At 68.2% G+C, this 21,266-nt stretch carries 17 protein-coding genes; 11 read left to right on the plus strand and 6 right to left on the minus strand.

The genetic code is table 11. The annotated features are described in order from the left end of the window. Position 1: 1 nt before the first annotated feature. Together H0B43_RS18435 and H0B43_RS18440 are read right to left on the minus strand one after the other, a co-directional pair. Positions 2–970 carry an AAA family ATPase gene (locus H0B43_RS18435; RefSeq protein ID WP_185726614.1) on the minus strand — a complete coding sequence of 323 codons (969 nt, stop codon included), beginning with the start codon at positions 968–970 and terminating at the stop codon, positions 2–4. A 15-nt stretch (positions 971–985) separates the two neighbouring features. Then, entirely contained in the window at positions 986–1,813 is an 828-nt protein-coding gene (locus H0B43_RS18440; protein WP_185726613.1) for an IclR family transcriptional regulator, read from the minus strand. 198 nt (positions 1,814–2,011) lie between these two features. Between H0B43_RS18440 and xsc the strand changes: the two genes are divergently transcribed. The 5 genes from xsc to H0B43_RS18465 all read left to right on the plus strand — a co-directional run bounded on the left by xsc (position 2,012) and on the right by H0B43_RS18465 (position 8,184). After that, entirely contained in the window at positions 2,012–3,820 is a 1,809-nt protein-coding gene (gene xsc / locus H0B43_RS18445; RefSeq protein ID WP_185726612.1) for a sulfoacetaldehyde acetyltransferase, read from the plus strand. A gap of 154 nt (positions 3,821–3,974) precedes the next feature. Next, entirely contained in the window at positions 3,975–4,730 is a 756-nt protein-coding gene (locus tag H0B43_RS18450) for a sulfite exporter TauE/SafE family protein (protein WP_185726611.1), read from the plus strand. A gap of 123 nt (positions 4,731–4,853) precedes the next feature. Continuing rightward, positions 4,854–6,527, plus strand: a complete 1,674-nt coding sequence (locus H0B43_RS18455; protein ID WP_185726610.1) for an amidohydrolase — start codon at positions 4,854–4,856, stop codon at positions 6,525–6,527. Beyond that, on the plus strand, positions 6,524–6,745 hold the full coding sequence (locus tag H0B43_RS18460; RefSeq protein WP_185726609.1) for a DUF3311 domain-containing protein: 222 nt from the start codon (positions 6,524–6,526) through the stop codon (positions 6,743–6,745). Before H0B43_RS18455 ends, H0B43_RS18460 begins: the two co-directional genes overlap by 4 nt. Beyond that, a complete protein-coding gene (locus H0B43_RS18465; protein ID WP_185726608.1) occupies positions 6,742–8,184 on the plus strand; it encodes a sodium:solute symporter in 1,443 nt (480 codons plus the stop codon). The genes H0B43_RS18460 and H0B43_RS18465 overlap by 4 nt, the downstream gene beginning before the upstream one ends. Here the strand turns inward: H0B43_RS18465 and H0B43_RS18470 are convergent. Then, the gene (locus tag H0B43_RS18470) at positions 8,154–9,617 is read right to left on the minus strand and encodes a PLP-dependent aminotransferase family protein (protein ID WP_185726607.1); all 1,464 of its coding nucleotides are present in this window, start codon (positions 9,615–9,617) and stop codon (positions 8,154–8,156) included. The genes H0B43_RS18465 and H0B43_RS18470 overlap by 31 nt on opposite strands. A gap of 103 nt (positions 9,618–9,720) precedes the next feature. After that, the gene (ald, locus tag H0B43_RS18475) at positions 9,721–10,842 is read right to left on the minus strand and encodes an alanine dehydrogenase (protein WP_185726606.1); all 1,122 of its coding nucleotides are present in this window, start codon (positions 10,840–10,842) and stop codon (positions 9,721–9,723) included. Between the two features lie 218 nt (positions 10,843–11,060). Between ald and H0B43_RS18480 the strand changes: the two genes are divergently transcribed. The 3 genes from H0B43_RS18480 to H0B43_RS18490 all read left to right on the plus strand — a co-directional run bounded on the left by H0B43_RS18480 (position 11,061) and on the right by H0B43_RS18490 (position 14,341). Further along, complete coding sequence (locus H0B43_RS18480) at positions 11,061–12,431, plus strand: aspartate aminotransferase family protein (protein WP_185726605.1); 1,371 nt, start codon at positions 11,061–11,063, stop codon at positions 12,429–12,431. A gap of 88 nt (positions 12,432–12,519) precedes the next feature. Beyond that, positions 12,520–13,563: a phosphotransacetylase gene (locus H0B43_RS18485; protein WP_185726604.1), complete on the plus strand. Its 1,044-nt coding sequence runs from the start codon at positions 12,520–12,522 to the stop codon at positions 13,561–13,563. Positions 13,564–13,609: 46 nt separating this feature from the next. Continuing rightward, positions 13,610–14,341, plus strand: coding sequence for a sulfite exporter TauE/SafE family protein (locus H0B43_RS18490; protein ID WP_185729908.1), 732 nt, complete (start codon positions 13,610–13,612; stop codon positions 14,339–14,341). A gap of 10 nt (positions 14,342–14,351) precedes the next feature. On the opposite strand, the gene H0B43_RS18495 is transcribed toward H0B43_RS18490, so the two are convergent. Continuing rightward, positions 14,352–15,257: a LysR family transcriptional regulator gene (locus H0B43_RS18495; RefSeq protein ID WP_185726603.1), complete on the minus strand. Its 906-nt coding sequence runs from the start codon at positions 15,255–15,257 to the stop codon at positions 14,352–14,354. Between the two features lie 101 nt (positions 15,258–15,358). Between H0B43_RS18495 and H0B43_RS18500 the strand changes: the two genes are divergently transcribed. The 3 genes from H0B43_RS18500 to H0B43_RS18510 all read left to right on the plus strand — a co-directional run bounded on the left by H0B43_RS18500 (position 15,359) and on the right by H0B43_RS18510 (position 19,270). Beyond that, complete coding sequence (locus tag H0B43_RS18500) at positions 15,359–16,414, plus strand: YeiH family protein (protein WP_185726602.1); 1,056 nt, start codon at positions 15,359–15,361, stop codon at positions 16,412–16,414. A 186-nt stretch (positions 16,415–16,600) separates the two neighbouring features. Continuing rightward, on the plus strand, positions 16,601–17,563 hold the full coding sequence (locus H0B43_RS18505; RefSeq protein ID WP_185726601.1) for an MBL fold metallo-hydrolase: 963 nt from the start codon (positions 16,601–16,603) through the stop codon (positions 17,561–17,563). A gap of 33 nt (positions 17,564–17,596) precedes the next feature. Further along, the gene (locus tag H0B43_RS18510; protein WP_312034014.1) at positions 17,597–19,270 is read left to right on the plus strand and encodes an FAD-dependent monooxygenase; all 1,674 of its coding nucleotides are present in this window, start codon (positions 17,597–17,599) and stop codon (positions 19,268–19,270) included. Here H0B43_RS18510 and H0B43_RS18515 read toward each other — a convergent pair. Beyond that, positions 19,206–21,266 (minus strand): heavy metal translocating P-type ATPase, encoded by a 2,061-nt coding sequence (locus tag H0B43_RS18515; protein ID WP_185726599.1) that lies wholly within the window; start codon positions 21,264–21,266, stop codon positions 19,206–19,208. The genes H0B43_RS18510 and H0B43_RS18515 overlap by 65 nt on opposite strands.

Consider the following 21,266-nt stretch of genomic DNA (forward strand, 5'->3'; position numbering starts at 1 on the left):
CTCAGGCCACGCTCGTCGCGAGCATCGCCGACCGGTCCAGTTCCGCGTCGAAGCAGCGCTGGTAGTACTCGGCGACGACGGGCCGCTCCGCCTCGTCGCACTTGTTGACGAACGACAGCCGGAACGCCAGTGCCGGGTCGTGGAAGATCTCGATGTTCTCGGCCCAGGTGATCACCGTGCGCGGGGACATCAGGGTGGACAGGTCACCGACCCGGAAACCGTTCCGGGTCAGGTTCGCCACGGCGACCATCGACGCGAGGAGTTCCCGGTTCAGTGACGGCACCCGCGCGGACACGATCTCGAGTTCCTGTTCGGCGGGAAGGTGATCGAGGGTCGCGACGATGTTCCAGCGATCGATCTGCGCGTGATTGAGCCGCTGCGCCCCGTGATACAGGCCGTTGAGATTGCCCAGGCCGACGGTGTTGGCGGTGGCGAACAGGCGGAACGCGGGATGGGGAGTGAGCACCCTGTTCTGATCGAGCAGCGTCAGCTTTCCGTCGCGCTCGAGGATGCGCTGGAGGACGAACATGACGTCGGGGCGGCCGGCGTCGTATTCGTCGAGGATCAGCGCGACGGGCCGCTGCAGTGCCCACGGCAGGATGCCCTCCTGGAATTCGGTGACCTGTTTGCCGTCCCGGAGGACGACGGCGTCCTTGCCGATCAGATCGAGACGGCTGAGATGTCCGTCGAGATTGACGCGGATGCACGGCCAGTTGAGCCGCGCCGCAACCTGTTCGATGTGGGTGGACTTGCCGGTGCCGTGCAAACCCTGCACCATCACCCGGCGGTTGCGGCCGAACCCGGCGAGCAGCGCCGTCGTCACCGCGTGATCGAAGCGGTATGCGGGATCGATATCGGGGACGTGGTCGACGGGTTCACGGAACGCGCGCACCGTCAGATCGGTGTCGAGACCGAACAGTTCGCGGACGGACACCGGGTGGGTGGGGGCCGAGGTGGTCATGTCGGGCATACGCCCTCCTTCAATTCATTCGGTCGATTCGGTGATCGTGACCTCGTTCTCGATCTCACCGATGGCGTCGGCGGCCCGCCGCAGGGCCGGCAGGAGCTTGAGCGCCTTGTCGGGGGTGAGTCGCATGACCGGGGCCTGGACTGCGATGCAGAGGTTGGAATTGCCTGTGGCGCATGGGACGAGCACCGCGGCGCACACGAGGCCGGGCAGGAACTCCTCGTCGTCGATGGCGTAGCCGTCGCGGCGGACCTGCTTGAGTTCGGCCTCGATGAGAGCGACGTCGGTGACCGTCTTGGTGGTGTATCGCTCGAGCGGCATCCGCCCGAGCAGTCGCCCGCGCTGCGCCGGACTGAGTTGCGACAGGATCATCTTGCCGCTCGCCGAGCAGTGCGCGGGAACCCGGGATCCGGCGTGGAGCGTAAACCTAAGGGGCTCAGGCGTTTCCACGCGGTCGAGGTATACCACCTCGCTGCCCGACAGGGTAGTCACGTTGCAACTCTCGCCGAGTTCCGCGACGAGGTTCCGGAGGATCGCGTGCCGGGCGCCGTGATGGGTGTCGTTGAGCAGCAGATTCTCGGCGAAGCGACGCAGGCGGACGCCGGTGCCGTAGTGCCGGCCGTTGTTCTGCCGGGTGAGGAGCCCGGCCCCCTCGAGTTGCTGCAGCATGCGGTGCAACGTCGGTTTGGCCATGCCCGTCTCCTCGACGAGTCCCTGCAGGGTGAACAGCTGATCCTTGGACGCGATCATCTCGAGCAGGGCGAAGAGCCGGAGCGTCGGGGTGTCTCCGGGCAGTTCGGCGGTCGGGTGCCCGTTCGACTCGTTGATCCGGTGAATCTCACCCACGGTTCCTCCTCGGCCGGAATGGCGGCGCTCATGTGCCTGTTTCGAAAAATCATACATCCCGTTCCAGTTTTGGGAACATTCGTTGACGAAGCGTGTGACGTGCCCTACAGTCACTGCACATCACAAAATCACGAACAAAACGTTCCGATTTTTGACATTCTCTGCCGTTTCCGGCGCATCCCTGAAGGAGGATCACACATGAGCAAGAAGAAGAACGGTGCCGATCGCACCGCGGTCTCCGGTGTACAGAAGATGACCCCGTCGGAGGCGTTCGTCGAGACGATGGTCGCCAACGGCGTGACCGACATGTTCGGCATCATGGGGTCCGCCTTCATGGATGCCATGGACATCTTCGCTCCCGCAGGCATCCGGCTCGTCCCCGTGGTCCACGAGCAGGGCGCGGGACACATGGCCGACGGATACGCCCGGGTCAGCGGGCGGCACGGCATGGTGATCGGGCAGAACGGCCCGGGCATCAGCAACTGCGTCACCGCGATCGCCGCCGCCTTCTGGGCGCACAGCCCCGTCGTCATCGTCACCCCCGAAGCCGGCACCATGGGCACCGGTCTGGGCGGCTTCCAGGAGGCCAACCAGCTCCCGATGTTCCAGGAATTCACCAAGTACCAGGGCCACGTCAACAACCCGAAGCGCATGGCCGAGTTCACCGGACGCTGCTTCGACCGCGCGATGTCCGAGATGGGTCCGACGCAGCTCAACATCCCGCGCGACTTCTTCTACGGCGAGATCGAGACCGAGATCCCGAAGCCCACCCGGCTCGACCGCGGGCCCGGCGGGGAGAAGAGCCTCAACGAGGCCGCGGAACTGCTGGCGCAGGCCGAGTTCCCGGTGATCGTGTCCGGCGGCGGCGTGGTCATGGCCGACGGCGTCGAGGAGTGCAAGGCACTCGCCGAGCGTCTCGGTGCCCCCGTCGTCAACAGCTACCTGCACAACGACTCGTTCCCCGCCAGCCACCCGCTGTGGACCGGACCGCTCGGCTACCAGGGGTCGAAGGCCGCGATGAAGCTGATCAGCCAGGCCGACGTGGTGCTGGCACTCGGTACCCGCCTCGGCCCCTTCGGCACGCTGCCGCAGCACGGCATGGACTACTGGCCCAAGAACGCCAAGATCATCCAGATCGACGCCGACCACAAGATGCTCGGCCTGGTCAAGAAGGTGTCCGTCGGGATCTGCGGCGACGCGAAGGCCGCCGCCGTGGCCCTCACCGAGCGGCTCGACGGCAAGGCGCTCGCGTGCGATGCCAACCGCGAGGAGCGCAGCAAGAAGATCGACGCCGAGAAGGCCGCGTGGGAGAAGGAACTCGACGAGTGGACCCACGAGCGCGATCCGTTCAGCCTCGACATGATCGCCGAGCAGGAAGGCGAGGAGGGCAACTGGCTGCACCCGCGCCAGGTGCTGCGTGAGCTGGAGAAGGCGATGCCGGAGAACGTGATGGTGTCCACCGACATCGGCAACATCAACTCGGTCGCCAACAGCTACCTCCGATTCGAGAAGCCGCGCAGCTTCCTCGCCCCGATGAGCTTCGGCAACTGCGGTTACGCACTGCCGACCGTCATCGGCGCGAAGGCGGCGGCGCCGGAGCGTCCCGCCATCGCGTACGCCGGCGACGGAGCCTGGGGAATGAGCCTCGGTGAGGTCATGACGGCTGTCCGCCACGACATCCCGGTCACCGCGGTCGTGTTCCACAACCGGCAGTGGGGTGCGGAGAAGAAGAACCAGGTCGACTTCTACAACCGCCGCTTCGTCGCCGGTGAGCTCGAGAGCGAGTCGTTCGCCGGGATCGCGCAGGCGATGGGCGCCGAGGGCATCGTCGTCGACAAGCTCGAAGAGGTGGGCCCGGCGCTGCAGCGCGCGGTGGCCGCGCAGATGAACGAGGGCAAGACGACGGTCATCGAGATCATGTGCACCCGTGAACTCGGCGACCCCTTCCGCCGCGACGCGCTGTCGAAGCCGGTGCGCCTGCTCGACAAGTACAAGGACTACGTGTAATTCCCCATCGCACCAGGTGGTCCCCGGCGAATGCGGCCGGGGGCCACCGTCGCGTGCCCTGGTACCGACGATCCGTCGCGGACTGGACCTGTCGCTTCGGCGGCGTGGCACCCACACTTCTTCCGGAGACGACTGCGAAACGGAGTGACAGAGTATGGCGGCAACGGTGTGGGATCTGTCGCTGCCTGCCCTCCTCTTCGCGCTCGGCGTCGTCGTGGCCGGCGGCGTCGTCCGCGGCTTCGGTGGCTTCGGCGGCGCGATGGTGTGGGTAGCGGGACTCGTCGTCCTGCTCCCGCCGACGTCGGTGATCCCCACCGTCTTCGTCCTCGAGGTCGTGGCGAGCGCCGCGATGCTGCCCCAGGTGTGGCGGCAGGTGCACTGGAAGTCGTTGCGCTGGTTGTTCGCCGGCACGCTGATCGGGATGCCGGTGGGGATGTGGGCGCTCACGCAATTGTCCGGCGACCTGGTGCGGGTGCTGCTCGGTGTCGCGATCATCGGATCGGCCGTCGCCATGGCCGCGGTCCCCGACCGGCAGTCGCTGCCCGGCCCCGCGACCACCGCCGCGACCGGTGTGGCGTCCGGTCTCCTCAACGGCGGCTTCGCTCTCGGTGGTCCGCCCGCCGTCCTGATGTACTTCTCCGCGTCCTCCCACGTCGCCGCCGGACGCGCCTCGCTCGTCGTGTTCTTCCTCGTCATCGATGCATTCGGCGCGGCCGGTTCGGCTGCCGGTGGTCTTCTCACCGTTCCCGTCCTCGCCCAGATCGTCCTGTTCGCACCGCTGTGCATGCTCGGCGCCGCCGCCGGGAAATGGCTGTTCGACCGCACCACCGCCCAGCAGGTCCGCCAACGCGTGCTGTGGTTGCTCGGCTTCCTCGGCGCCGCCGTCCTCGTGCAGGTGGCGTTGCGGTAGAGCCCCTCTCGGGCCGCGCTGGTACCGTCCCGCGGTCGTCTTCTGGCCCTGTTGCCCGCGTCACACTGCGCGCAAGGTAGTGCTCGAACTACTTCGACGCGGTAACGAAAGGCAGGCACTGCAGTGGACTTTCCCAGAAGAGCGGACAGCACGCGATCGGCCGATCTCGTCGTCCTGAACGGAACGGTCCTGACGATGGACGGGCTGGGCCGCCGGGCGAGTGGACTTGCGGCGCGCGGCGGCCGCATCGTCGCCGTCGATTCCGATCGCGCGGTGGCCGAGTGGATCGGTCCCGACACCCGGGTTCTCGATCTCGGCGGCCGCACCGCCATCCCGGGATTCGTCGAGTCGCACAATCACCCGGAATTCTTCGGCATGACCCTGGCCGCGCAGGTCGACGCGGGTTCGCCGCCGAACGACTGCATCGCCGACATCGTGCACCGGGTCGAGCAGGCGGTGGCGGATGAAGAACCCGGCGCGTGGATCCGCGGCTATCGCTACGACGACTCACTCCTCGCCGACGACCGGCATCCGACCCTCACCGACCTCGACCGGGTGTCGCCGGACAACCCGGTTCTGCTGACGCACGTGTCGGGGCATTTCTGTGTGGCGAACTCGGCGGCGTTGCGGTTTGCGGGCATCGATGCCACGACACCCGATCCGCCCGGGGGACGGATCGCACGGGACTCGTCGGGGCAGCCGACCGGGCTGCTGATCGAGGGCGCGGCGTTCATGGTGAATTCGCTCGTGCCGAGCCGGGGCGGTGACGAAGCGGTGGAGGCGCTGCGGCTCGCCGGCGCGGAGTACGCGCGGCACGGTGTCACGACGGTCCACGATGCGGGTATCGGACTGATCGGCGGACGCGCCGGACTCGACGCGTACCGCACACTCGCGCGGACCGGCGGGCTCCCGACCCGGGTGCACGGCTACCTGTTCCACGACCTCGTGGCGGGCCTCGACGAGGGCATACCGGAGGCGCCGGATCCGGCCGCCGACGACGACCGCTTCGCCCTCTCGGGCGTGAAGATCGTCGCTGACGGGTCCATCCAGGGACTGACCGGCTGCCTCGCAGAGGGGTACACGTGCGCGCCGGAAGACCACGGCATGATGCTGCTCGACCCCGACGACCTCGGACGCAGGATCGCCGCGCTGGACGCGGCGGGCTGGCAGGTGGCCGTGCACGGCAACGGGGACGCCGCCATCGAGGCGATCATCAACGGGTACGAGCGGCTCGGGGTCGAACCCGGACACCGCCGGCGGCACCGGATCGAGCACTGTCAGACGGTGCGGGAGGACCAACTCGACCGCATGGCCGCGAACGACGTGCTGGCCTCGTTCTTCGTCAAACACGTCTACTACTGGGGCGACCGCCACCGGGACCGCTTCCTCGGTCCGGAGCGGGCACGCCGCATCAGTCCGCTGGCCTCGGCGCGCTCGCGGGGACTGACGTTCGGCCTCCACTCGGACACCCCCGTCACGCCGGTGCCCCCGCTCGAGGGAATCTGGTGTGCCGTCAACCGGATCACCCGCAACGGCGACGTGCTCGGCCCGGAACAAACCATCGACGTCGACGCGGCCCTGCGCGCGTACACCATCGACGCCGCGTACCTCGGCGGCGAGGAGTCGTCGCGGGGCAGCCTCGAGGTGGGCAAGCTCGCCGACCTCGCGGTGCTGTCGGCGGACATCACCTCGGTGGCACCCGAGACGATCCGTTCCCTCGCCGTGGACGCGACCGTGGTCGGCGGCGACGTCGTCCACGCGAGCGACGAATTCACGTCGCCGGCGGTGGTGCGATGATCCGCAGCTGGCCGAGTGTCGTCATCGGGTTCGTCGTCCCGACCTTCGCGATACTCGGCGGAATCTTCACGTTCGGGCGAATTCACGCCGTGCTCTTCGGCTTTCCCGTCGTCTTCCTCTGGACCTTCGTCTGTTTCCCGTTCACCACGCTCTGCCTGTGGGTCAGTTGGCGCTTCTTCGATCGCAGTCACTACCCGGACGAGGAGAAAACCGCATGATCGTCGCCGTCCTCTGTGTCGTCCTCGCCATCTCGGTGGGAGTCGCCGTCTACGCCGGATACGGCCGCCGCAACGGGGGCATCTCGGAGTTCCTCGTCGGCGGACGCTCGTTCCCCGCCTGGCTCGTGTACTTCCTCGCGGTCGGTGAGGTGTACAGCATCGGCACGCTGCTCGGATTCCCGTCGGGCATCTACGCCCACGGTGCGAGCTACGGCGTGTGGTTCATCGGATACATCCTGCTCGCGTACGTGTTCGGCTACTTCCTCGCACCGCTGGTGTGGCGGGCCGCGAAACGGTACGACGCGATGACCGTCCCCGACATCTTCGGCAGGCATTTCTCCAGCCGCGCAGTGGAATTGGTGACATGCCTGACGCTGCTCGTCGGGCTCGTGCCGTGGGGGCAGTACCAGTTCATCGGTCTGCAGGTGGTGCTGTCCTCACTGGGGGTCAGCCTCACCCCGGTGCAGGCGGTGGTGATCGCCGGCGTCCTCGCGTTCCTGTACGTCGCGGTGTCGGGCATCCGTTCTCCCGCATACGTATCGGTCATCAAGGACACGCTGATGGTCATCACCGTCGCGGCCGTCGGTATCGCGGTGCTGTTCGCCACCCGCGGGTCGGGGGCCGCGACCACGCCGATCCACCTCACCCCCGCCGTGAGCACCATCTCGGGTTCGGCGATGACGTTCACGATGACCACCATCGTCTTCCAGGCGCTCGTGTTCTACCTGGGGCTGGGTGCGTCGTACATCCTGCCCGCCAAATCGGAGCGTGCGGTGAAGGGCTCGACGGTGTGGATGCCGCTGTACATGCTCATCTACCCGCTGCTGGTTCTCGCCTCGTTCTACGCCCTGCAGAAGTACCCGGGCGTTTCCAACCCCAACACGATCTTCATGGTGACCGCCCGCGGCCTGCTGCCGGACTGGCTCGTCGGAATCGTGGCGTCGGGCGCGGCGCTGTCCGGTCTGCTGGTGCTCGCCGCGACGGCACTCGGCATCGGAGGTTTGGTGTCGCGCAACCTGCTGTCCGGGCTGGGCGCGCACGCGCAGCGACGGTGGAGCACCGTGTTCGTCGCCGCCTTCCTCGTGCTCGGTGCACTGCTCACGTTGTACGCCTCGACGCTCATGCTCACCGTCCTCAACCTGTTCTACGGACTCGTGGCGCAGGTGGTCCCGGCATTCCTTGTGGTGCTGTTCGCCCGGCGGGTGCCCGCGGCGGCGATCACCACCGGAATGGTCGTGGGCGTGGCGCTGTCGGTGGTGCTGTACCTCCAGGGGCCGTCGGTTCTCGGCGGCATCAACAGTGGAGTGATCTCGACGGGCGTGAACGCGCTCGTGGTCCTCATGTGGCGCCTGCTCGCTCCAGGTCCCGAGCGGGAACCGGTGGCGCGCGGGGCCCGGCGGGACGATCCTCAGCGCCGCATACTCGCCGCGCAGGCCTGACCGAGGAGGGCTGTTCCTTCCTCGATGGAGCGCAATGGGATCGCCCCGTAGCCGATGCGAAAGTGGTTGCGGGGCGGTACCGGCTGGGTATAGAAGATGTCGCCGCGTTCGACGAGGACGCCGCGCTGCTCAGCCTCACGGACGACGGCGCGGCAGTCGAGTTCTTCCGGCCCGGTCATCCACAGGCTCACCCCGCCGGGCGGATACGGTTCCTGCGACCACGGGAGGTACTTGTCGACGGCGGTGCACAGCCGCTCCCACTTGTGTTTCATCTGGGTGCGGTGGTGACGCAGCGCCCGGTGGTATTCGCCGCTGTCGATGAGCATCGCCAGGGCTCGCTGCTGATGACCGGGTGGGTGCCGCAGCACGTAGCGGCGGGCTTTGCGCAGTTCACGCACCAGATCCGCGGGTCCGACGAGGTAGCCCAGGCGCAGGCCCGGGGCCAGGAATTTCGAGAACGTCCCGAGATACACGGCGTCGCCGCTGGAGTCGAGCGCCTTGAGCGCCGGGCTGGGACTGCCGTGGTAGCGGAACTCGCTGTCGTAATCGTCCTCGACGATCACGGTGCCGGACTCCGCGGCGAGCTGCAGCAGGCGCTGACGGCGGTCGATGCCGAGCGTCGCGTTGGTCGGATGGTGATGGCTCGGTGTCAGATACATCAGGTCGGTGCCGCGCAGCGTCTCCGGTGGCCGCAGTCCGTGCGCGTCGACGTCGATGCCATACACCTGGGCGCCGGTGCGCAGGAAGATGTGTCGTGCGTCGAGGTAACCGGGATTCTCGATGGCCACGCGGTGTTCGGGCCCGAGCAGGACCCGGCCGACCAGATCCAGTCCCTGCTGGGAACCGACGGTGACGAGCACTTCGTCGGCACCCGCCTCGATGCCGCGCGACGGCAGCAGGTGCTGGCGGATCATGTCGATCAGCATCGGATCGTCCGCACCGACGCTGTCCTGCAGACTGGCGTACGCGTGGGGCTGATACAACGCGTCGCGCAGACACCGCACCCAGGCGCGGGCCGGGAAGCTGCGGATGTCGATCTGCCCCGCCAGGAACGGGTACGGATACTTGTGCCAGTCGAGGTTCTTCTCGATGTGCGGAACGTCGGCGTCGGGATAACGCCGGATGCGGGACGACCAGTCGATGCGCGGGATGGTTGCGCGGGCATCCGAGGCCAGCGTCTCGATCATGTCGGGATTGACGAACATGCCGGACCGCTGGTGGCTCTGTACCAGCCCCTCGGCGATCAGTTCCTGATAGGCCAGATTGATCGTGTTCCGGGAGATCGCGAGGTCGACCGCGAGTTCGCGCGAACTCGGCAGACGATGGCGCGGATCGAACAGTCCGTTCGCGATGCCGTGTTCGATCGCCCGCCGGACCTGGCGGTACAGCGGCTCGGCGGAATTGCGATCGATCTCGATCAGCGTTCTCGGCACGCATCGCCTCCTGTCGATCCCGCAGCGGCCGGACGGACGCCGACCCGGCACGCCGAGAAGTCCTCGCACGAGCACTCCTCAGTATGCCGGGCCGGCGGTGAAATCAAACGAGGTGGAGCGCGTCGTCGACGCTGATCGACTCGATCCCCAGAGCGGTGCCGACGGCGTCGTTCGTCAGGCGGCCCGCGACCGTGCTGACCCCGGCGCGCAGTGCCGCGTTCTCCCTCGCCGCGCGGGCGAGGCCCTTCTCGGCGATCTGCAGGGTGTACGGCAGGGTGACGTTGGTGAGCGCATACGTCGACGTGTGGGGCACCGCGCCCGGCATGTTCGCCACGCAGTAGAACACCGAGTCGTGAACCTTGAACGTGGGCTCCGCGTGGGTGGTGGGGCGCGAATCCTCGAAGCAACCGCCCTGGTCGATCGCGATGTCGACGAGCACGCTGCCCGGCTTCATCCGTGCGACGAGCGAGTTCGAGATGATCTTCGGTGCCTTCGCGCCCGGGACCAGCACGGCGCCGATGACGAGGTCCGCCTGCATGACCTCCTGCTCGATCGAGTACGAGTTGGCGGCGAGAGTGCGGATCCGGCCCTGGTACATGCGGTCGGCGGCGCGCAGCTTGTCGACGTTCTTGTCGAACAGGACGACGTCGGCCCAGGTGCCTGCGGCTACGGCGACGGCATTCATGCCCGAGACGCCCGCACCGATCACGACGACGCGAGCCGGGGACACCCCGGACACGCCGCCGATCAGTACGCCGCGGCCACCCTCCGGGCGCATGAGTGCCTGTGCGCCGACGAGGGGCGCGAGCCGGCCGGCCACCTCACTCATCGGGAACAGCAGGGGCAGCGACCCGTCGGGAAGCTGAACGGTTTCGTATGCAACGGAATTCGTGCCGGCGGCGAGCAGCGCCCGGGTGCACTCTTCGCCGGCGGCGAGGTGCAGGTACGTGAACAGCGTGAGGTCCGAACGCATCCGGTGGTATTCCTCCGCGATGGGCTCCTTGACCTTGAGGACCAGTTCCGCGCTCTGCCAGACCGCATCGGCCGTGTCGAGGATCTTCGCGCCTGCGGCACCGTAGGCGTCGTCGCCGATCGAGGAGCCTTCCCCCGCACCGCGTTCGACGAACACGTCGTGTCCGTGGGCAACCAGTTCGTGCACGCCGGCGGGAGTGGCCGCCACCCGGTACTCGTGGTTCTTGACTTCCTTGGGGATACCGATCCTCATCTGAGACCTCCGTTAGCTGGGGCTGTTGGCCGCTCCGGCCACGTCGTGGTGTCCGGGCGATACCGAAGTCTGGATCAGACTGGCATGGGACCAGAAGGACCAGTTGGGCGTCGTCTACGGGGACCAGTCTGGACCCATCGAATACCGCTCTTCTGGCCCTGACCTGCGCTCTGCGCCGTCGGTATGTTGTGGGTCACAGCCATTCGACAACGAAGGAGATGGTCGTGGACGTCACCGAATTGCGAGCACGGGCCCGCCGGCACCTCGGACCTCATTTCACCCGCAAGGACACCTGGGAGAGCGACTTCCCGGTGTTCGTTCGCGGTGAGGGCAGCTATCTGATCGACACCGAGGGGGACCGTTTCCTCGACGGTCTGGCTGGCCTGTTCTGTGTGAACATCGGTCACGGCCGCGACGACATCGCGAAAGCGGCGAGCGAGCAGATCGGCACGCTGGCGTACGCCTCGAACTGGGGCAGCGCCCACGTTCCCGCGATCGAGGCGTCCGCGCTCATCGCCGATCTGGCGCCCGGAGACCTCGGGACGACCTTCTTCGTCAACTCGGGATCCGAGGCCGTGGAGACCGCGGTCAAGTTCGCCCGGCAGTACCACCGCAGCCAGGGCAACCCCCAGCGAACCAAGATCATCAGCCGCGAGATGGCTTATCACGGAACCACTCTCGGCGCGCTGTCGGTGACGCAGCTGCCGAAGATCAAGGATCCCTTCGGCCCGCTACTGCCTGGCGTCCGGTCGGTACCCAACACGCTCGGCTACCTCGGCGACTGCGGCCCTGCCGACCAGCTCGACTGCATCACCGCGATCGAGGCCGTCATCGAGGAAGAGGGCGCCGAGACCATCGCCGCCGTCTTCGCCGAGCCGGTGCAGAACGGCCGCGGAGCCCTGGTCCCACCGGACGGATACTGGCCGGCACTGCGCGCGCTGTGCGACAAGCACGGGATTCTCCTGGTCTCCGACGAGGTGATCTGCTCGTTCGGTCGCCTCGGGCACTGGTTCGGGCACGGGCTCACCGGTGTGGTTCCGGACATGATCACCTTCGCGAAGGGCTCGACGTCCGGCTATGCCCCGCTCGGCGGGCTCATCGTGCGCGAGCAACTGGTGCGCGAGCTCTACGATTCGCCCAAGGGCGGCGTGTTCACCCACGGCGCCACGTGGGGTGGGCATCCGGTGTCGACGGCGGTCGCGGTCGCGAACATCACCGCGATGCGGGACGAGAACGTGCTGGGCAACGTCGCCGCCCGGGGCCCGAAGCTGCGGACAGCACTCGATTCGCTGAAGAGTGCGCACCGGTGCGTCAAGGACGTGCGCGGAACCGGGTACTTCTACGCGATCGAGTTGATGGCCGACAGCGACAACGGCCGCGAGTTCACCGAGCAGGAGTCGCTCACCGTGCTGCGCAAGGTGCTGCCCGAGGCGTTCGCCCGCACCAAGGTGATCCTGCGCGGCGACGACCGCGGCGCGACGATGCTGATGATCTCGCCGCCCCTCGTCGCCGACGACGAGGTGCTGTCGGAACTGCTCCACGGCGTCGACAGCATGCTCACCGACATCGAGAAGGCAATCCAGCCGTAGGGTTTCGACTTCCCTCATTCCAGCGGGTGGCGGTCGTCGACCATCGACGGCCGCCACCCCTTTTTCGTATCGATGGGAGAGCGAGGCCATGGCCCCGGGAGTCACCGCTGCACCTACCTACACTGCACCACCTTCCGGCACTGTGCGACAGAATGATTCGTCGCTGATCGACAGCTGGGTCGCCGCCCTGCGGGGGCAGAACCGGATCGTCGGCCTCGCGGACGGCGAAGACGAACGCGCGATCCGCGCCGCCCACACCCTGCACCACAAGTGCGTCGTCTCGCCGCGCCTGTTCGGGCGGAGGGACGTCATCCGCCGCGTCGCCGAGACGTCGGGCATCCCGCTGGCCGAGGAATTGGTCGTCGACATCGCCGAGGCGGCCGCGGACCCCGCGATCCGCGGGGCCGTCGAAGAGGGATTCGCGCGGTACCCCGACCGGATCGACTCGGCAATGTCCGACCCGGTGTGCCTCACCGCGGCGGCGCTGCGCGCCGGAGTGGTCGACGCCGGCGTGGCCGGTGCGGGCAGACCGACGTCCGACGTGCTCCGGGCCGGACTGCGGATCGTGGGTCTCGCCCCCGGGTCGAGCATCCTGTCGAGCTCGTTCCTGATGTTGCTGCCGGACGGCCGGCAGTTGACGTTCTCCGACTGCGCCGTCGTGCCCGATCCCACGGTCGGCGAACTGGTCGACATCGCACTGGCGGCCGGCGCCACCCACTTCCACCTCACCGAGCAGACACCGATCGTGGCGATGCTGTCGTTCAGCACCCAGGGCAGCGCCCGGCATCCGCGCGTGGAAAAGGTACGCGAGGCCGCGGAACTGGTCCGCGTCCGGGACCCGCAACTGCACGTCGACGGAGATCTGCAGTTCGACGCCGCGCTGGTCGCCGAGATCGGCGCGTCCAAGGCCCCCGACTCACGCGTCGCGGGCCGGGCGAACGTCCTGGTGTTCCCGAATCTCGACGCCGGCAACATCGGGTACAAAATTGCCCAGCGGCTGGGAGGTGCAATAGCCTTGGGGCCCATCCTGCAAGGCTTGGCCGCGCCGTGGAACGACCTCTCCCGCGGATGCACCGCCGGCGACATCGAACTGATGGCGCTCGTGAGTGCCGTTCAATCCCTGGCCACCTGACGCGTCGGACACGGAACGTGCCGTCGGAATCGAGAAGGGAGTCGCGTTGACGATGCTCCTCGTCGGTGCCCTGTGCATCGGCATCGCCTCGGTCATCGGCGGCGCCACCGGGTTCGGGACGGCACTGATCGCGACGCCGGTGATGCTGATGGTCGGATTCGCCGTTCCCGAAGTGGTATTCGTCAATCTCACGGCCGGGCTGATCACGCGGATCGGTGCGGCGTACCAGCTGCGAGACCACATCAGCTGGGGACGGGTGGCCCTGCTCGGTGGTGGCAGCCTGCCCGGTGCCTGGCTGGGTGCGGTCACCCTCGGACTGCTGCCGGAGCAGTATCTGAAACCGGCCGCGGGGGCCGTCGTCATGCTGTGCGGGCTGGCGATGGCACTCCCGAACCGGACGGAGACCGCCCGGGCGCCGTCCACGGTCGCGCATGTTCTCACCGGGTCGGTCGGCGGTTACCTCGGAACCACGACCTCCCTCAACGGGCCGCCCCCGGTTCTGTTGCTGATGCGGGCGCGGCTGCCCCCGCTGGCGTTCATCGCCGATCTCGCAGGCTATTTCATCGTCGCCAACGTCATGGCCCTCGGCGTCCTGTGGTTCCACGACGAGATCACGGAGTCGATGTTCTGGCCACGGCTCCCGGTGTTCGTGGCGGCCGCGCTGGTCGGCAACCTCTCGGGACTGGCGATCGCCCGCCGCCTCCCGCCCGGGGTGTTTCGTTCCGCCGTCATCGTGCTCGTCATCGCAGCCGGTGCCACCACCTGCATCCTGGGATGAGCGGCAGAGCTCAGGTTCCCGTGCCGACTCGGCGGACCAGACGCACCAGTTCGCCCGCGGGACCGTCGAGCTGACGTGCACCCCGCCACACGGCCCGCAGCACCCGGTCGAGTTCGAGGCCGTCGACGTCGATCACCTTCAGCTCGCCGGCGGCAACCTGTTCCGCGACCGCGAGGGTGCTCATCACGGCGGGGCCGACCCCGGCCAGCACGCTGGTGCGGATCGCCGCGGCGCTCCCGAGCTCGAGAAGTGGTGCCGCCCGGTCGTATTCCTGCAACGCCACGTCGAGAGTGGTCCGGGTGCCGGATCCCGGTTCCCGGACCAGTAGCGGTGTCAGAGCCAACTCGCTGACGGACAGGGCCTTCCGCCGCCGCGCCCACGGATGGGTGGGATGAACGACGACGACCAACCGGTCGCGGGCGACGGTCAGACTCTTCAACGGGCGCGGTACCGTCGGCGATTCGACGAATCCGACGTCGCAGGTCCTGCTGTTGATCCGTTCGAACACCTGAGTCGAATTGTGCACCTGCAGGTGAATGGTCACGTCGGAGTGCAATCGGCGGAACTGCCCCAGCCAGCCCGGCATCAGGTGTTCCGCCACCGTCATGCTGGCGCCCACCGTCAACTCGGCGGTACGCTCCGCGCGCAGCCCCTCGGCTACGTCGAGCAGTCGGCGCGTATCGGACAGCACCCGGCGCGCCCAGTGCGCGATGACGGTTCCCTGGGGCGTGAGGATCGAGCCCGTCGGGCTGCGCTGCAACAGCGTCATGCCGAACTGGCGCTCGAGTTGTTTGATGGCGCGACTCGCATTCGGCTGCGCCATTCCCGCGAGTCTGGCAGCGGCGCTGAGGCTTCCGTGGTCGTCGACGCCGACGAGTAACTCGAGCACGGGAAACTCCGGCCATTTGCGGGACATACGCCGAGTATATGACCACGGCGCAAGACATATCGAAATGATATGTGTTCATGCCGAAATGACGGCTATCGCAAAGTGCCGCACTGACGGACCGTAGAAACATGAGCACCGAACTGAGCGAATCGAAGTCCGAGGACCAGCGCGTCGAGAGCCCGGGAGCGTTGCCGCGACTGCAGAACGCCACGGCCACTCTCCTGCCGGGTCTGGCGCTGTGCGTCGTGGCCACCACCGTCGCCATGGGTGTCGGACGGTTCCTTCCGACGGTCAGCCCGCTGCTGATCGCCATCGTGCTCGGCGCCGTCCTGTCGAACCTCGTGCGTCTGCCCGAGCGGCTTCGTCCCGGACTGCAGTTCTCCGCCAAGAAACTGCTGCGGGTGGGCATCGCCCTCCTCGGACTCCAGTTGATGCTCAGCGACATCCTCGGACTCGGCTGGGGCGTCATCGTCGTGGTGGTCTCGATCGTCTGTCTCGGGATCGTCGGAACGATGTTCGCGGGCAAGCTCCTCGGCCTCAGCTGGACGCAGCGCCTGCTCATCGCGTGCGGCTTCTCGATCTGCGGTGCAGCCGCGGTCGCGGCGGTGGACGGGGTGGTGGACGCAGAGGAGGAAGAGGTGATCACCGCGGTCGCGCTCGTCGTCATCTTCGGCACCCTCATGATCCCCGCGATCCCCCTCCTCGCGCGGGCCCTGGGACTGTCCGACACCGACGCCGGCCTGTGGGCGGGCGGGTCGATCCACGAGGTCGCGCAGGTGGTCGCCGCAGGTGGCGCGATCGGTGGTGCCGCCCTCGGTGTGGCGGCAGTGGTGAAACTCGCCCGCGTGCTCATGCTCGCCCCGGTCATGGCGGTGCTCAGCGTGCGGCAGCGCACCCTCGCCGGCAGCGACGCCGACGTGAAGCGTCCCCCGCTGATCCCGCTGTTCGTCCTCGCGTTCCTGGCCTGCGTCGGCCTGCGGTCCACCGGCATGCTGCCCGCAGGCCTCCTCGCCGACGCGAAGATCGTCCAGACCGCCCTCCTCACCGCCGCCATGTTCGCCCTCGGCGCCGGCGTCCACGTCTCCACCATCAAGAAGGTCGGCGCCCGCCCCTTCGTCCTCGCGACCATCTCCACCATCTGGGTGGCGTCGATTGCGCTGGTCGGGGTCCTGTTGGCCGGGTGACCACCCTCCTCTCCCGAACGAACGGGACGCTCGTTGCGTCAGATGCAACGAGCGTCCCGTTCGTCGCGGTGGGTGGGCCGGGGACGGAGAAATCCCGGACAAATTTTAATCAAGGCTTTCATTATTCTGTGATCCCGGTTACTGTGGCACCCATCAGTCAAACCTTTGATTAGTTAGGTGGATCGCATGAGCCCCACGAGCTTCGCTTCGTCAGCCGACCTCGGTGAGAAAGAGCAGACCCTCGAGGTCCTCGCCGACGGCGTGTACGCCCTCACCGCCGAGGGGGATCCCAACATCGGCGCCATCGAGGGTGAAGACTTCGTCATCTGCTTCGAGGCTCTCGCCACCCCTGTCGCGGCCCAGGACTGGCTGCGCAAGCTGCGGGAGCACACCGACAAGCCGGTCCGCTACCTGGTGCTCTCGCATTACCACGCCGTCCGCGTGCTCGGTGCGTCCGCGTTCGACGCCGAGACGATCGTGGCGCACGAGACCACCCGCGCCCTCATCGAGGAGCGTGGAAAGGAAGACTGGGCCAGCGAATTCGGGCGCATGCCGCGGCTCGCGAAGGGCGCCGACTCGGTTCCCGGACTCACCTGGCCCACCCTGACGTTCGCCGACAAGCTCACCATCGACCTCGGCGGCGGACGCGGCGACCTGGTGCTGCAGCACTTCGGCCGCGGGCACACCGAAGGCGACGTCGTCGCGTGGCTGCCGAAGCAGAAGATCCTCTTCGCCGGCGACCTCGTCGAGGCGCAGGCCGCGCTGTACACCGGCGACGCCTTCCACCGCGACTGGTCCACCGGCACCCTCGACGCGATCAAGGCGCTCGGCGCCGAGGTCCTGATCGGCGGACGCGGCGCCGTGTCCCACGGCCGGGAGGCCGTCGACGCCGCCATCGAGCAGACCCGCCACTTCATCGAGGTCATGCTGACCGAGGTCGGCGCGGTGCAGCAGCGCGGCGGCACCCTGAAGGAGGCGTTCGAAGCCACCCACGCCGCACTGAACGAGCAGTACGGGCACTGGCCGATCTTCGAACACTGCCTCCCCTTCGACGTGTCCCGCGTGTGGGACGAGCTGTCGGGCATCGAACGGCCCGTCATCTGGACCGCCGAGCGTGACCGCGAGGTCTGGGACCAGCTGCAGGGCTGACATCCGTCACCGTTTCACACTCACAAGGCGAGGATCATGAGAACACGACACACCCGAGGCGGCACCGTCACCGTCGTGGGAAACGGCCCGGTGGGGCAGACGACGGCGTTGCTGCTGGCCCGCTGGGGCATACAGGTCACGTTGCTCGACGCACGGGCCGAACGCGACCCGATCGGATCGAAGGCCATCTGCCAGCAGCGGGACGTCCTCGAGGTGTGGGACGCGATCGGCGTCGGCCGTCAACTGGCCGACGAGGGCGTGACGTGGGGGTGCGCTCGCACGTTCCACCGCGACCACGAACTGTTCGCGCAGACGTTCGTCGACCGCGGCATCTCGTCGTTCCCGCCGTTCGTCAACATCTCGCAGGCCCGCACGGAGAAACTGCTCGACGAGCGGATCGCCGCGTCGCCGTCGATCGACGTCCGCTGGGGGCACGAGGCCGTCTCGGTGGATCAGGACGAGACCGGTGTGGCCATCACGTGCCGCACGGACGACGGTGATCGAGTGATCGAGTCCGATTACGCGGTGGTCGCGGTGGGGTCGCGGGGCAGCGCGATCCGGGCGCAACTCGGCGTCACGTTCGACGGCTGCTCGTTCGACGACAAGTTCCTCATCTGCGACATCGCCGCCGACATCCCCGGCTGGGCCGACGAACGCCGCTTCTACTTCGATCCCGAGTGGAACCCGGGCCGTCAGGTGCTCATCCACCCGTGCCCCGACTCGACGTTCCGCATCGACTGGCAGGTGCCCGGCGATTACGACCTCGAGGCCGAGGAGCGGTTGGGGGCGCTGGACGAGCGGATCCGGAAGATCATCGGCGACACCGACTATCGCATCGTGTGGAAATCGTTGTACCGCTTCCACTCCCGCGTCGTCGACCGGATGCGCGTCGACCGGGTGCTGCTCGCCGGCGATGCCGCCCACATCGTGTCACCGTTCGGTGCCCGCGGCCTGAATTCGGGCGTCGCCGATGCCGAGAACGCCGCGTGGAAGCTCGCGTTCGTCCTGCGCGGCTGGGCGGACGAATCGCTGCTCGAGACGTACCACACCGAGCGGCACGCGGCCGCCGTCGAGAACATCGCCGTCACCACGGCGACGATGGACTTCCTCGTCCCCCAGTCCGAGGACCGGCACCGGCACCGGCGCGACGTGCTCACCGCGGCGGTCACCGACCCGCAGGCGCGGGCACAGGTCGACAGCGGTCGTCTCGCCGAACCATTCTGGTACGTCAAATCATCTTTGACCACAATCGATCCGGGACGTCCGTTCGCGGGCCGGCCCGAGCGTGGCAACACTCCGGCCGCCGCGCCGGGAATCCTCGTGCCCGACACCCCGGTGACGCTCCGCGGCGGCGACGGGACCCGCCTGCGTGAGATCGCCCGGCACGGCATCCTGCTCCTCGTCGGTGAAGGTGTGGACGTCGACGACATCCGCGGCGCGGCGCTGGGCGCGGTGCACACGCCGATCCGGATCGCCCGGCTGTCGGAGATCGACACCACTGGAGTCCTCGCCGCCGCACTGGGTGCCGCTCCCGGTGAGGTGTGGATCATCCGCCCGGATGCCTACGTCGCCGCGGTCACGGACTCGGTCGACGGGCTCGTCGCGGCGCTGCGACGACTCCACGGATCCGGGGCTCCCGCGGTCACGGCCGGTTCCCGCTCAGCCGTTCGGGATTCAGATCGAGTCTTCGCAACAGCTGGGCGTTGAGCGCGACCACGATGGTGGAGACCGACATCAGGATCGCCGCGACCGCCGGGGAGATCGCGACCCCGGCGAACGCGAGCGCGCCAGCCGCGAGAGGGACGGCAATGATGTTGTATCCGGTGGCCCACACCAGGTTCTGCCACATCTTGCGGTAGCTGGCCCGCGACAGGTCGATGATCGACAGCACCGCGCGAGGGTCGTCCGAGGCGAGGACGACGCCGGCCGATTCGATGGCGACGTCCGTGCCGGCCCCGATCGCGACCCCCACGTCGGCGCGGGCGAGTGCGGGTGCGTCGTTGACCCCGTCGCCGACCATCGCGACCCGATGACCGCGCTGCTGCAGCGAAGCCACCTCGGCGTCCTTGTTCTCCGGCAGCACGTCGGCGAATGCCTCGTCGATCCCGAGGTCGGCGGCCACGGCGTCGGCGACCTGGCGGGCGTCACCGGTGATCATCGCGACCGTCACGCCCCGGGCGTGCAGGGCGTCGATCGCCTGCCGCGACTCCTCGCGCACGGCGTCCTCGAGCGCCACCGCACCGAGCACCCGGCCGTCGCGGACCACGTGGAGGACGGCGGCGCCGCGGTCGATCCAGGAGCCGGTGGTGGCCGTGATGTCCTCGGGGACGGCCACTCCGAGCTCGGCGAGCATCGCGGGACCGCCGACCGCGACGGACGTTCCGTCGACGTTCGCGCGCACCCCGCGCCCGGGCAGCGACCTGAAGTCGGTGGCGGTGCGGCGGGCGGCGGCGGGCACCTTCGCGGCCGCGTCGGCGACGATGGCCCGTGCGACCGGGTGTTCGCTGTCGGCCTCCACCGCGGCGGCGAGGGCGAGCAGTTCGGTCTCGCCGACACCGGCGGTCGCGACCAGCCCGGTGACGGCATGCCTGCCCTGGGTCAGGGTGCCGGTCTTGTCGAACAGGACGACGTCGACATTCCGCATCCGTTCGAGCGCCAGCCGGTCCTTCACCAGCACACCGGCCTTCGCGGCCCGCTCGGTGGAGATGGCAATCACGAGGGGTGTCGCCAGACCGAGCGCGTGCGGGCAGGCGATCACCAGTACGGTGACGGTCCGCACCACGGCCTCGTCCACGTTGCCGAGCAGCGACCACACGACGAACGTGAGAAGCCCTGCGATGGAAGCGAAGTAGAACAGGAACGCGGCGGCGCGGTCGGCGAGCGCCTGCGCGCGGGACGAGGAGGATTGTGCGTCGGCGACCAGTCGCCGGATGCCGGCGAGGGCGGTGTCTTCGCCGACGGCGCCCACCCGGATGCGCAGCGCGCTGTCCGTGGCGACGGTGCCGGCGACCACGGTGTCACCGACCGACCGTGGGACCGGGTTGGATTCGCCGGTGATCATGGACTCGTCGACCTCCGCGCGACCGTCCGCGACGGTGCCGTCGGCGGGGATGCGGCCCCCGGCTCGCACGAGCACGAGGTCGCCGGAAGCGAGTTCGGAGACCGGCACCTCGGTAACGCCGTCGTCGGTGACCCGATCGGCGGTGTCCGGCAGCAGCGCGGCGAGTGCGTCGAGGGCGCCGGACGCCGACCCCAGCGCCCGCATCTCCAGCCAGTGGCCGAGCAGCATGATGACGATGAGAAGCGCCAGCTCCCACCAGAAGTCGAGGTCGAAACCACCGATCTCGAGCGTGGTGACCCACGACGCGGCAAACGCGACCGTGATCGCCATGCCGATCAACAGCATCATGCCCGGCCGCCGCGATCTCAGTTCGCCCCACGCGCCGGTGAGGAATGGTGCGCCGCCGTAGAAGAAGATCGCGGTGCCGACGACCGGCGGAATCGACGACGCACCGGGAAAATCGGGAACGGTGTAACCGAGGAGGTCGGCGAACATGGGGCTGAACACCACCACCGGCACCGACAACGCCAGACTGATCCAGAACTTCCGCCGGAACACCTCGCCGTGCGCGCCGTGACCGGCGTGTCTGTCGGAGGTCGTCGGTGTGGCGGGTACCTCTCGTGTCTCCGGGCCGTGCGACAT

It is taken from the genome of Rhodococcus sp. 4CII (assembly GCF_014256275.1).
Classification (GTDB): Bacteria; Actinomycetota; Actinomycetes; order Mycobacteriales; family Mycobacteriaceae; genus Rhodococcus_F; species Rhodococcus_F wratislaviensis_A.

Coding starts and splice junctions, on each gene's coding strand:
- xsc (WP_185726612.1), top strand. CDS start 2,012: ATGAGCAAGAAGAAGAACGGTGCCGATCGCACCGCGGTCTCCGGTGTA.
- ald (WP_185726606.1), bottom strand. CDS start 10,842: ATGAGGATCGGTATCCCCAAGGAAGTCAAGAACCACGAGTACCGGGTG.
- H0B43_RS18435 (WP_185726614.1), bottom strand. CDS start 970: ATGCCCGACATGACCACCTCGGCCCCCACCCACCCGGTGTCCGTCCGC.
- H0B43_RS18450 (WP_185726611.1), top strand. CDS start 3,975: ATGGCGGCAACGGTGTGGGATCTGTCGCTGCCTGCCCTCCTCTTCGCG.
- H0B43_RS18465 (WP_185726608.1), top strand. CDS start 6,742: ATGATCGTCGCCGTCCTCTGTGTCGTCCTCGCCATCTCGGTGGGAGTC.
- H0B43_RS18480 (WP_185726605.1), top strand. CDS start 11,061: ATGGTCGTGGACGTCACCGAATTGCGAGCACGGGCCCGCCGGCACCTC.
- H0B43_RS18505 (WP_185726601.1), top strand. CDS start 16,601: ATGAGCCCCACGAGCTTCGCTTCGTCAGCCGACCTCGGTGAGAAAGAG.
- H0B43_RS18515 (WP_185726599.1), bottom strand. CDS start 21,266: ATGTCGCACGGCCCGGAGACACGAGAGGTACCCGCCACACCGACGACC.
- H0B43_RS18495 (WP_185726603.1), bottom strand. CDS start 15,257: ATGTCCCGCAAATGGCCGGAGTTTCCCGTGCTCGAGTTACTCGTCGGC.
- H0B43_RS18460 (WP_185726609.1), top strand. CDS start 6,524: ATGATCCGCAGCTGGCCGAGTGTCGTCATCGGGTTCGTCGTCCCGACC.
- H0B43_RS18485 (WP_185726604.1), top strand. CDS start 12,520: ATGGCCCCGGGAGTCACCGCTGCACCTACCTACACTGCACCACCTTCC.
- H0B43_RS18500 (WP_185726602.1), top strand. CDS start 15,359: ATGAGCACCGAACTGAGCGAATCGAAGTCCGAGGACCAGCGCGTCGAG.